Annotated in this window: 12 protein-coding genes; 10 read left to right on the top strand and 2 right to left on the bottom strand. The window is 65.5% G+C overall.

Annotation, left to right across the window (positions count from 1 at the left end; translation table 11 throughout):
* Positions 1 to 3 precede the first annotated feature (3 nt).
* From lspA to arfB, 5 genes are all read left to right on the top strand, one after another.
* A complete protein-coding gene (gene lspA, locus Q0743_RS00590; protein ID WP_298239660.1) occupies positions 4 to 498 on the top strand; it encodes a signal peptidase II in 495 nt (164 codons plus the stop codon).
* Positions 499 to 594: 96 nt separating this feature from the next.
* Positions 595 to 1,320 carry a hypothetical protein gene (locus tag Q0743_RS00585; protein WP_298239659.1) on the top strand — a complete coding sequence of 242 codons (726 nt, stop codon included), beginning with the start codon at positions 595 to 597 and terminating at the stop codon, positions 1,318 to 1,320.
* Between the two features lie 192 nt (positions 1,321 to 1,512).
* Complete coding sequence (locus Q0743_RS00580; RefSeq protein ID WP_298239658.1) at positions 1,513 to 2,904, top strand: pitrilysin family protein; 1,392 nt, start codon at positions 1,513 to 1,515, stop codon at positions 2,902 to 2,904.
* Positions 2,901 to 4,268, top strand: a complete 1,368-nt coding sequence (locus Q0743_RS00575; protein WP_298239657.1) for a pitrilysin family protein — start codon at positions 2,901 to 2,903, stop codon at positions 4,266 to 4,268. Before Q0743_RS00580 ends, Q0743_RS00575 begins: the two co-directional genes overlap by 4 nt.
* A 115-nt stretch (positions 4,269 to 4,383) precedes the next feature.
* Positions 4,384 to 4,800, top strand: a complete 417-nt coding sequence (gene arfB / locus Q0743_RS00570; RefSeq protein WP_298239656.1) for an alternative ribosome rescue aminoacyl-tRNA hydrolase ArfB — start codon at positions 4,384 to 4,386, stop codon at positions 4,798 to 4,800.
* A gap of 156 nt (positions 4,801 to 4,956) precedes the next feature.
* Here the strand turns inward: arfB and Q0743_RS00565 are convergent, their stop codons facing one another.
* Positions 4,957 to 5,259: a hypothetical protein gene (locus Q0743_RS00565; RefSeq protein ID WP_298239655.1), complete on the bottom strand. Its 303-nt coding sequence runs from the start codon at positions 5,257 to 5,259 to the stop codon at positions 4,957 to 4,959.
* 301 nt (positions 5,260 to 5,560) lie between these two features.
* On the opposite strand from Q0743_RS00565, the gene Q0743_RS00560 reads away from it, so the two are divergent.
* Genes Q0743_RS00560 through Q0743_RS00545 form a run of 4 tightly spaced genes read left to right on the top strand, consistent with a single transcriptional unit; the run spans position 5,561 to position 8,531 of the window.
* Positions 5,561 to 5,947: a c-type cytochrome gene (locus tag Q0743_RS00560; protein ID WP_298239654.1), complete on the top strand. Its 387-nt coding sequence runs from the start codon at positions 5,561 to 5,563 to the stop codon at positions 5,945 to 5,947.
* Positions 5,948 to 6,343 carry a VOC family protein gene (locus tag Q0743_RS00555; RefSeq protein ID WP_298239653.1) on the top strand — a complete coding sequence of 132 codons (396 nt, stop codon included), beginning with the start codon at positions 5,948 to 5,950 and terminating at the stop codon, positions 6,341 to 6,343.
* Positions 6,344 to 6,383: 40 nt separating this feature from the next.
* A complete protein-coding gene (locus Q0743_RS00550; protein WP_298239652.1) occupies positions 6,384 to 6,932 on the top strand; it encodes a gluconate 2-dehydrogenase subunit 3 family protein in 549 nt (182 codons plus the stop codon).
* 30 nt (positions 6,933 to 6,962) lie between these two features.
* On the top strand, positions 6,963 to 8,531 hold the full coding sequence (locus Q0743_RS00545) for a GMC family oxidoreductase (protein WP_298239651.1): 1,569 nt from the start codon (positions 6,963 to 6,965) through the stop codon (positions 8,529 to 8,531).
* Between the two features lie 154 nt (positions 8,532 to 8,685).
* Here the strand turns inward: Q0743_RS00545 and Q0743_RS00540 are convergent, their stop codons facing one another.
* Positions 8,686 to 9,003, bottom strand: coding sequence for a ribbon-helix-helix domain-containing protein (locus Q0743_RS00540; protein WP_298239650.1), 318 nt, complete (start codon positions 9,001 to 9,003; stop codon positions 8,686 to 8,688).
* A 252-nt stretch (positions 9,004 to 9,255) separates the two neighbouring features.
* Between Q0743_RS00540 and mutL the strand changes: the two genes are divergently transcribed.
* Positions 9,256 to 11,070 (top strand): DNA mismatch repair endonuclease MutL, encoded by a 1,815-nt coding sequence (gene mutL, locus Q0743_RS00535; RefSeq protein WP_298239649.1) that lies wholly within the window; start codon positions 9,256 to 9,258, stop codon positions 11,068 to 11,070.
* Positions 11,071 to 11,273: the final 203 nt, after the last annotated feature.

The following is an 11,273-nucleotide window of genomic DNA, read 5'->3' as shown; positions in this document are numbered from 1 at the left end:
GGCATGCCCCCTCTCCGCGCCGGCATCCTCGCGGCCCTGGTCACCCTCGTGGCCGACCAGGCCTCGAAGCTGTGGCTGCTGAACGGGTTCGATCTCGCCCGTCGCGGCGTCGTCAAGGTGACGCCGTTCTTCGACCTGGTGCTGGCCTGGAATATCGGCATCAGCTTCGGCTGGCTGCAGAACGACAGCCAGGCGGCGCAGTTCGCGCTGATGGCGGTGAAGGCCGTGGCCGTGATTGCGCTCGCGATCTGGATGGCCCGCTCGCACACCCGGCTGGCCACGGTCGGGCTGGGCCTGATCATCGGCGGCGCCATCGGCAACGGCATCGACCGCCTGGCCTATGGCGCGGTGGTCGATTTCGCCCTGTTCCACATCGAGATCGCCGGAAATACCTATAATTGGTACGTGTTTAACCTCGCGGACGTGGCCATCGTTGCTGGGGTGGCGGGGCTATTGTATGATTCCTTCCTGGGGGTACCCGCCGCAAAAGCGCCCTGATCCCGGCCGATACGGACCGGCAGGTGGAACCCGTTTTTTGCGAGGGATTGGCCGCGTTTGCGCGGCAATCTGCCACAATATGGAACAGGTACAAGTATGCGCAGCTCGAAGACCAGCGGTTCGATGGGTCGAGACCCCCGATGGGGGTTCTGGCAGGCGTTGAAACTGTCCGCTGTCGCGCTCGGCATCGGCCTCGTCATGTCGGCTGGCGCCGCCCGCGCCGGTGACGACGACGATGAAGATGACGGCATGACCTTCGAAGAGAAGATCATCGACAATCTGATGTCCGGCATCGGCGCCAAGAGCATGGAGAAGAAAGGCATCGAATACCGCGAGCGCTCGCCGCTAGTGGTGCCGCCCAAGCTCGATCTGCCGCCGCCTGCGACCGAAGCCAAGAATGCTCCGAACTGGCCCAAGGACCCCGAGGAAAAGCGCCGCAAGGAAGCCATCGCCGCGCGCAAGAAGGCCACCAAGGAAACCGAGAACTGGCAGGCCGCCCGACCGCTGACGCCCGCCGAGATGAAGGCCGGCCAGGTCGCCGCAGCCCCCCGGACCACCAACGATCCGATCCAGCCCGGCACCAACGGCAATCCGTCGCTCAGCCCTGCCGAGCTCGGCTTCTCCGGCGGTCTGTGGAACATGATGAAGGGCGGCAACGCCACCGAAGAGAAGAAATTCACCAGCGAGCCGCCGCGCCAGTCGCTGGTCGAGCCGCCCCCGGGCTATCAGACGCCCTCGCCGAACTACGCCTATGGCGCCGGACCGGACAAGACTCGCCGGACCTATTTCGACATCATGTCGGGCAAGGACAAGGAACAATAGCGTTCCCGTCCCTCGGAAACGAACCCTGCGCCGGCGTGTCATGCACGCCGGCCGCGTTCGATAAATTGCATAACAGTAACTTGCCACCGCGTTGAGTTCTCTGCTTCGTGACGCGAAGCCTCAGCCGCACGGTGTAGCATGCCGTGCCTTCCGAGCCGGACATCCGGACCTCGGCCTTTTCAAGGGATCATGATGTCCTCTTACCGATCGGCTGCCTGCCTCCTTGCCGCGCTGCTTTCGACCAGTGTCCTGACATCAGGTGCGGCCCTCGCCCAGACCACGGTCACATCGGCACCGCCCGCCAGCTTCACCCTCGGCAACGGCATGCAGGTCGTGGTGATCCCCGATCACCGCACCCCCGTGGTCACCGAGATGATCTGGTACAAGGTCGGCTCGGCCGACGAGACGCCGGGCAAGTCGGGCCTCGCCCACTTCCTCGAGCACCTGATGTTCAAGGGCACCTCGAAGCATCCGGTCGGCGAATTCTCCCAGACCGTGCTCCGCGTCGGCGGCAACGAGAACGCCTCGACCTCGGTCGACTACACCAACTATTACCAGCGCGTGCCGAAAGAGCAGCTGCCGACCATGATGGAGTTCGAGGCCGACCGCATGACCGGCCTCATCCTCAAGGACGAGAACGTGCTGCCCGAGCGCGATGTCGTGCTCGAAGAGTACAACATGCGCGTCGCCAACAATCCGGACGCGCGGCTCAACGAACAGATCATGGCCGCGCTCTATCTCAATCATCCCTACGGCCGGCCGGTGATCGGCTGGCATCAGGAGATCGAGAAGCTCGATCGCGAGGACGCGCTCGCCTTCTACCGCCGCTTCTATGCGCCGAACAACGCCATCCTGGTGATCGCCGGTGACGTCGACGCCGCCGACATCCGCCCGCTGGTCGAGCGCAATTTCGGCGCGATCCCGGCACAAGCAGCGATTCCCGCCCGGCGTGTCCGTCCGCAGGAGCCGGAGCCCGCCGCCCCCCGCACCGTCACGCTGGCCGACCCGCGCGTCGAGCAGCCGAGCATGCGGCGCTATTATCTCGTGCCCTCGGCCACCACGGCTGCGGCCGGTGAGAGCGCCGCCCTCGACGTGCTGGCGCAGCTGATGGGCAGCGGCAGCAATTCCTATCTCTACCGCGCCCTCGTGGTCGACAAGCCGCTCGCGGTCTCCGCCAGCGCCAGCTATTCGAGCATCTCGCTCGACCCGACCCAGTTCGCGATCTCGGCCTCGCCGAAACCCGGCGTCAGCTTCGCCGAGGTCGAGCAGGCGGTCGACGGCGTCATCGCCAATGTCGCGCAGAACCCGATCCGCGCCGAGGATCTGGAGCGCGTCAAGACCCAGCTGATCGCGGAAGCGATCTACGCCCAGGACAACCAGGCAGTGCTGGCGCGCTGGTATGGCGGCGCGCTGACCACGGGCCTGTCGATCGAGGACATCCGGAGCTGGCCCGACCGCATCCGCGCGGTCACCGCCGAGCAGGTTCGCGCCGCAGCCCAGAAATGGCTCGAGAAGAAGCGCTCGGTGACGGGCTATCTGATCAAGGACACCAGTGCCGCCAAGCGCGAGGAGAAGCGTTCGTGACCTATCCCTTGCTTCGACGCGTTGTAGTCTCGCTTGCCACCGGCGCTGCGCTTTCCCTCGCCGCCATCTCGCCCTCGTTCGCCGCCGCAAAGATCCAGCGCCTGGTCTCGCCCGGCGGCATCGAGGCCTGGTTCGTGCAGGACGCGACCGTGCCGCTGATCGCGATGGAATATTCCTTTGCCGGCGGCTCCGCTCAGGATCCCAAGGACAAGTCGGGCGTCGCCAATCTCGTCGGTGACCTCCTCGATGAAGGCTCCGGCGATCTCGATTCCAAGACCTTCCACGAGCGGCTCGACCGCCGCGCCATCGAGCTGTCCTTCAGCGCCTCCCGCGACACCTTCCGCGGCAGCCTGCGCATGCTGCGCGACAACAAGGACGAGGCCTTTGATCTCCTGCGGAGCGCGCTGACCTCGCCGCATTTCGACCCCGCCGATGTCGAGCGCATCCGTTCGCAGGTCGTCTCGGGCCTGCGCCGCGAGACCACCAACCCGACGTCCCTGGCGAGCCGCAAATTCCTGGAGGTCACCTTCGGCGATCATCCCTACGGTCGCCAGACCAACGGCAATCTCGACAGCGTCCCGACCATCACAATCGCCGATCTGAAGGACTACGTCAGCCGGGTGATCGCCAAGGATGGGCTGAAGATCGCCGTCGTCGGCGACGTCGATCCGGAGACGCTCGGCAAGCTGCTCGACCACACCTTCGGCAGCCTGCCGGCGAAGGCCAACCTGACGCCGGTCCCTGACGTCGACGCGGCAAAGCCGCCGCAGCGCGCCTTCGTGACGCTCGACGTGCCGCAAACCGTGATCACCTTCGGCGGCCCCGGCGTGAAGCGCAGCGACCCGAACTTCATGGCGGCCTATGTCGTCAACCACATCCTGGGCGGCGGCGGATTGTCCTCGCGGCTCTATCGCGAGGTCCGCGAGAAGCGCGGCCTTGCCTATTCGGTCTATGAAGCGCTGCTCTGGATGGAGCATTCGGCGATCTTCATCGGCAATACCGGCACCCGCGCCGACCGCGCCGGCGACACCATCGACGCCATCGACAAGGAAGTGCGCCGCATCGCCGACGAAGGCCCGACGCAGAAGGAGCTCGACGAGGCCAAGTCCTACCTCAAGGGTTCGCAGATGCTGGCGCTCGACACCTCCTCCAAGCTGGCGCAGGCGATGCTGCAGTACCAGCAGGACAAGCTGCCGATCGACTATATCGAGAGGCGCAATGCCATCGTCGACGCCGTGACGCTTGATGACGCCAAGGCCGCCGCCAAGCGGCTCTGGGGCCAGGGCCTCCTGACCGTCGTCGTCGGCCGCGCCCCGCAAGCGGCGGCGCAGCCGGCAGCGCCTCCCGCGACGAAGTCGAACTGACACCCCTGACGTCCGCTGAATGGCCGGGCTCCGCCCGGCCATTCACGTTTCCAGGATGCGCCATTGCCGAACGTAGACGTCCGCGATATGTCCGGACATCACGAATGGTGCCATCATGCTGCGGATATCCCGCGATCTCGTCATCGACGAGGACGACATCGAGATCGACTTTGTCCGTGCCTCCGGCCCGGGCGGGCAGAACGTCAACAAGGTCTCGACCTCGGCCCAATTGCGCTTCGACACGCGCAAGCTGACCATCCCCGAGGATGCGGCGATCCGCCTTGCCCGCATCGCTGGCCAGCGCATGACCAAGGACGGCGTGATCGTGATCCACGCCCAGCGCTTCCGCACCCAGGAGCGCAATCGCCAGGACGCCATCGACCGGCTCGTTGCGATCCTGACCGAGGCGATGATCCGGCCAACACCGCGCCGCGCAACGCGACCGACCTACGCCTCCAAGCAGCGCCGGCTCGACGGCAAGAAACGCCGCAGCGACGTCAAGGCCGGCCGCGGCGGCCGCTTCAACGACTAGAGCTTCGGCTCTGATTGCATCAGAACCGAAGCTCTCAATTCTTGTTTGACGCGTTTTCTTCACGCGAACCGGTGCCCACTTCGCTCGAAAACGCTCCGGCGCAGCAAAAGCTCCGGCCGCGGGGGCGACCGGAGTTCTGCAATGCCATTCGGCAGGCTAGTAACGTTTACCCGTAGCGCCACCCGTCGCGGTATCGTCGGTCGTTCCCTTGTGCGCAGCGCTGCCCGTGGTGCCGACCGTGCCTCTGGTGCCTTTGGTCGATTTCATGCCGGTCTTCTCGCCCGCCGCACCGGGCTGGGCATTCATCTCCTCATCACCGCTGCCCATCGTGCTGCCTTGCATGGGTTTGCTCTGCACGGTGCCGCCCGACTTGGCGGGCGGCGCGCTTTGCGCGAGGACGGGCGCCGCGACGAGGGCCGAAAGAGCGCACGCGATCATCGAGGTCTTGACCAACTTCATCCATTTCTCCTGGATTTGTTCGCGATGAATGGCCCGGCGGCTGTCACGCCGCTCATCTGCACCGGACCATTGTATTGCGTCGAGAATTCGAGCGGCGCGAATGCCATGCAATGCGCATCGTGTGGTGATCGTTTAAGGATTTGACGGCGGTTTCGCGGAATTGTGCTCCGCATATAAGGCGGGGCGGAACAACACACACGGTGAACATCCCGGTGCGCGGCGAAACAGCCCGCTACTACCACCGCCCATCTGACGCCGCCTAGAGTTTGCGCACGTTGATGTGGATGGACGGCTGCTAACGATGCGCGTGATCGTGCTGGGATTGTGCACCGCGACGGTGCTGATGGCGCGGGTTGCCGACGCGCAAATGCCTATGCCCGCCGCAAAACCGCCGGACGGCGCAACACTCTTCAAGCAGCAATGCGCGGTGTGTCACACGTTGAGCCTGTCGGAGCCGATGCGGCAGGGCCCGCCGCTGGTGAAGGTCGTGGGACGCCCTGCCGGCAAGATTGAAGGTTTCAAATATTCGGAGGCGCTGTCGAAAGCCGACTTCGCCTGGGATGACGCCCGGCTCGACGCCTGGCTGACCAATCCGCAAGCCGTCATTCCCGGTGTGGTCATGGCCTACCGCCAGGCCAAGCCCGAGACGCGCGCCGCCATCATCGCCTACCTGAGGGAGCAGAACTGAATGGCCAAGCCCGTTCATTCCATGATCCGCGTGCGCGACGTGGCACGCGCGCTCGATTTCTACAAGCGCGCCTTCGGCCTCGAGGTCGCCGACCATCTGAAGTTTTCCGACTTCGCTCTGATCTATCTGCGTCACCCCTCCTCACCTTTCGAGGTCGAGTTGACCGTGAATTTCGATCGCAAGGAGCCGTACCAGCTCGGTGACGGCTACGGCCATCTCGCCGTCGTGGTCGAGGATCTCGATGCCGAGCACGCCCGTTTCGAGCGCGAAGAACTCGCGCCGGGGCCGCTGCGCGACTTCAAGCACGACGGCAAGACGCTGGCGCGCTTCTTCTTCGTCAGCGATCCCGACGGCTACAAGATCGAGGTGATCCAGCGAGGCGGACGCTTCGGCTGACAACGACAATCCAAATCATAAAAATCCACGGAGGAATGCCATGAGAGAAGTCGATCGTCGAAGCAAGCACAGCCGCCGCGTCTTTCTCAAGGGCGCGGCCACCGCCGTGCCGGTCGTGGCTGTCGCGACCGGCGTCGCCGTCAGTATCGAGGATGCCTGGGCCGACGACGCTACCGCGCTCTCGCCCGCCACGATGAAGACGCTGCTGAAGGTCGCGCGCGACATCTATCCGCACGACGTGCTCGGTGACAGCTACTACATCACCGCGATCAAGCCGTGGGACGGCAAGGCGGCCAAGGACGCGTCCGTCAAATCGCTGATCAGCGACGGCATCGCGCGGCTCGACCAGAACGCGAAGGATCGCCACAAGATGGCTTACGCCGAAGTGCCCTGGGAAGCCGACCGCGTCGTGCTGCTGAAGGAGATCGAGCAAAGCGACTTCTTCCAGAAGGTACGCGGCGACCTCATCGTCTCGCTCTACAACCAGAAGGAGGTCTGGCCGCGCTTCGGCTACGAGGGCTCTTCCGCCGAGCACGGCGGCTACATCAACCGCGGCTTCGCCGACATCGACTGGCTGCCGAAGGCTTAAACCGCCACCCAACGGTTCAGGAGAACGCATATGGCAAAATTCGATCTGAACGATTCCAGCGTTGTGGTGATCGTCGGCTCCGGTGCCGGCGGCGGCACGCTGGGCAACGAGCTCGCGCAGAAGGGCGTCAAGGTTGTCATCCTCGAAGCGGGTCCCCGCATCGAGAACCACGACTTCGTCAACGACGAATGGGAGAGCTTTTCCCAGCTCGCCTGGACCGATGCCCGCACCACGTCGGGGACCTGGCGCGTCGCCAAGGATTTTTCGGGACTGCCGGCCTGGATCGTCAAGGCGGTCGGCGGCTCGACAACGCATTGGGCCGGCGCCTCGCTGCGCTTCGACGAGCACGAATTCAAGGTGAAGAGCACTTACGGCAGCATTCCCGGTGCCAACCTCCTGGACTGGCCGGTGACGCTGGCCGAGATGGAGCCGTGGTACGCCAAGGCCGAGGACAAGATGGGCGTGACCCGCACCAACGGCATCCCCGGGCTTCCCGGCAACAATAACTTCAAGGTGCTGGAAGCCGGCGCGAAGAAGCTCGGCTACAAGACCGTGCACACCGGCAACATGGCGATCAACAGCCAGCCGCGCGACGGACGCGGTTCCTGCCAGCAGATCGGCTTCTGCTTCCAGGGCTGCAAATCCGGCGCGAAATGGTCGACGCTCTACACCGAGATCCCCAAGGGCGAGGCCACCGGCAATCTCGAAGTGCGGCCGAGCAGCATGGCGATCAAGATCGAGCATGATGCCGGCGGCAAGGTGACCGGCGTCGTCTATGCCGACGGGAGCGGCGCGATGCAGCGCCAAAAGGCGCGCATCGTCGCGGTCGCCGGCAACTCGATCGAAAGCCCGCGGCTGCTGCTCAACAGCGCCTCGAGCATGTTCCCCGACGGCCTCGGCAATTCATCGGGACAGGTCGGTCGCAACTACATGCGCCACATGACCGGCAGCGTCTACGCCGTGTTCGAGAAATCCGTGCACATGTATCGCGGCACCACCATGGCCGGCATCATCCGCGACGAGGCCGCGAACAACCCGAAGCGCGGCTTCGTCGGCGGCTACGAGATGGAGACGCTGTCGATCGGCCTGCCCTTCATGGCGGCGTTCCTCAATCCCGGTGCCTGGGGACGCTCGTTCACCTCGGCGCTCGACGGCTATCCCCGGATGGCCGGCATGTGGCTGGTCGGCGAGGACATGCCGCAGGAGACCAACCGCATCACGCTTGATCCCGTCGTGAAGGACAAGCATGGACAGCCGGTCGCCAGCGTGCATTTCGACGATCATCCCAACGACCTCGCGATGCGCGCCCACGCTTACAAGCAGGGCGCGGCGGTCTACGACGCCGTCGGCGCCACCGTGACCTATCCGACCCCGCCTTATCCGAGCACGCATAATCTCGGCACCAACAGAATGAGCGAGAAGGCGCGCGACGGCGTGGTCAACAAGTTCGGCCAGAGCCACGACGTCAAGAACCTGTTCGTCTCCGATGGCAGCCAGTTCACCAGCGGCGCGGCCTGCAACCCGACCCTGACCATCGTCGCGCTGGCGATCCGCCAGGCGGATTACATTGCGGGGGCGATGCAGAAGAAGGAGATTTGAGAGGCAGGTTTCTCTCCCCGTCATTGCGAGCGAAGCGAAGCAATCCAGAGTCCCTCCGCGGAAATACTCTGGATTGCTTCGTCGCAAGTGCTCCTCGCAATGACGGCGGAGGGAGTCTTGTAGCGGAGACGACCTCGTACGCCGGATGGAGCAGCTATTCGGCCGCATCCAGGATCGGCGCCACGCTGGCCTTGAACTCCTGCACCGGCATCATCGCCTTCGAGCGATAGATCAAACACGAGCACCGCAGCAGCGAGGCGAAATTGTTGACCTCGCCGTGGTGGTCGAGCACCTCGTTGTAGAGCGTGGTCAGGAACTTGCCGAGGCTCATGCTCTCCTTGGCCGCGATCTCCTCCAGCGTGTCCCAGAACGCCATTTCGAGCCGAATCGAGGTGCAATGGCCGCCGATCCGCAACGAGCGGGTCTGGGATTCGTAATCGCGTTGCGGCTGATGCGCGAAGAGATGGCACATGGCGTCCTCCCGTCCTGTTGCCGTTTTTTCACGATGCTACACCGCGGCCCGGCACCTCACAATCAGGATGGCGCCCGAACGTCGCTCCATCCCGGCTGCGCGATTTTCTCGAACGCCCAATGTCTTCAATGTGATAGGCAGCCCTCTTCCCCAGGCAGCCAGACGGCTGTTGCCCAACACATGCTTTTGACGCAACACGGCCTAGAATAGCGCTGTCCGCGAATCCAGATCGCAAGTCCAAGTCAGAGCCTCATGCCCGTCCGCCAGCTTCCAGAACAGGTCGTCAACCGCATCGCCGCCGGCGAGGTGGTCGAGCGGCCGGCGAGCGTGGTCAAGGAGCTGGTCGAGAATGCCATCGATGCCGGCGCGAGCCGGATCGACGTCTTCACCGACGGCGGCGGGCGGCGGCGGATCGGCATCACCGACGACGGCAGCGGCATGACCGCGAAGGACCTCGCGCTCGCGGTCGAACGCCACGCCACCTCCAAGCTCGACGACGAGGACCTGCTGCAGATCCGCACCCTCGGGTTCCGCGGCGAGGCGCTGCCCTCGATCGGCTCCGTCGCGCGTCTCTCGATCACGACCCGCCATGCCAGCGAGCCGCACGCCTGGGCGCTGTCGGTCGAGGGCGGCGCGAAGTCCGAGATCATGCCGGCGGCGCTGGCGCATGGCACCCGCGTCGAGGTCAATGACCTCTTCTACGCGACCCCGGCGCGGCTGAAGTTCCTGAAGACCGACCGCACCGAGGCGGAAGCCATTCGCGAGGTGGTGCGGCGCCTCGCCATGGCGCGGCCCGATGTCACCTTCACGCTGGCGGGCGAAGAGCGCGCACCGGTGACCTGGGCTGCGGCGCTGCCCGGCGCGGCCGGACGGCTGACGCGGCTCGGCGATATCCTCGGCGCTGAATTCCGCAGCCACGCCATCGAGGTCCATGCCGAGCGCGAGGGCGTCGTCGTCGCCGGCTACGCTGCCGCGCCTGCCCTCACCAAGGCCAACGCGCTCGGGCAATATCTCTTCGTCAACGGCCGCCCGGTGCGCGACAAGCTGATCCTGGGCGCGGTGCGTGCGGCCTATTCCGATTATCTGCCGCGCGACCGCCATCCCGTGCTGGCGCTGTTCGTCACGCTCGATCCGCGCGAGGTCGATGCCAACGTGCATCCGGCCAAGACCGAGGTGCGCTTCCGCAACGCCGGCCTCGTCCGCGCGCTGATCGTGCACGGCTTGAAGGAAGCGCTGGCCCGCGAGGGCCGCCGTACCGCCGCCAACAGCGGCGAGAGCGCGCTGTCCGCGTTCCGCCCGGCTTTCACGCCGCAGCGCCCGGCGAGCTGGGACTGGCGCACTTCGCCGTCCGCGCCCGTGGCGCCGATGCCGTCATTCGACGGCTCGGCCGCACCTGCATTCGCCGAGCGCGCGCAGGCCGCGTTCGATGTCGGCGCGCCCAGCGCGGACGTGCGGATCGAGACCCAGCCCGCGGGCGACCTCGTCGACCGCCCGCTTGGTGCTGCGCGCACGCAGATCCACGAGACCTACATCGTCTCGCAGACCCGCGACGGCCTCATCATCGTCGACCAGCACGCCGCGCATGAGCGCATCGTCTATGAGCGGCTGAAGGCCTCGCTCGCCGCAAACGGCGTGCAGCGGCAGATCCTGTTGATTCCGGAGATCGTCGAGATGGACGAGGCGACGGTGGAGCGCCTGCTGGAGCGCAGCGAGGAGCTGGCTTCGTTCGGCCTCGTCATCGAATCCTTCGGCCCCGGCGCGGTCGCGGTGCGCGAGACGCCCTCGCTGCTCGGCAAGACCAATGCCGGCGGCCTGCTGCGCGATCTCTCCGAGCACATGGCCGAATGGGACGAGGCGCTTCCGCTCGAGCGCCGCCTGATGCACGTCGCGGCGACCATGGCCTGCCACGGCTCGGTCCGCGCCGGCCGCAGGCTGCGGCCGGAGGAGATGAACGCCCTGCTCCGCGAGATGGAGGACACCCCGAACTCCGGCCAGTGCAACCACGGCCGGCCGACCTATGTCGAGTTGAAGCTGAGCGATGTGGAGAAGCTGTTCGGGCGAAGGTAGACGGCCTGCGATGGCGGTGCCGGAAGTTGGGCAAAGCGAAGCGTGCCCACCACCTCCCTCGATCACGCAGAGATCGTGGGCGCCCCCCCCTACGAGAGCTGCGTGATGCAGAGAACCAGTCCCAGCGAAGGTGATTTCGTAGGGCGGGTTAGTCGTACTGCGTCATGGGTTTCTTCGCGTGCGTGAAGCTGCGATTGCCCCGC

The sequence above is a fragment of the uncultured Bradyrhizobium sp. genome (assembly GCF_936943645.1).
Lineage (GTDB): Bacteria > Pseudomonadota > Alphaproteobacteria > Rhizobiales > Xanthobacteraceae > Bradyrhizobium.
This window is presented reverse-complemented; position numbering and strand designations above follow the sequence as displayed.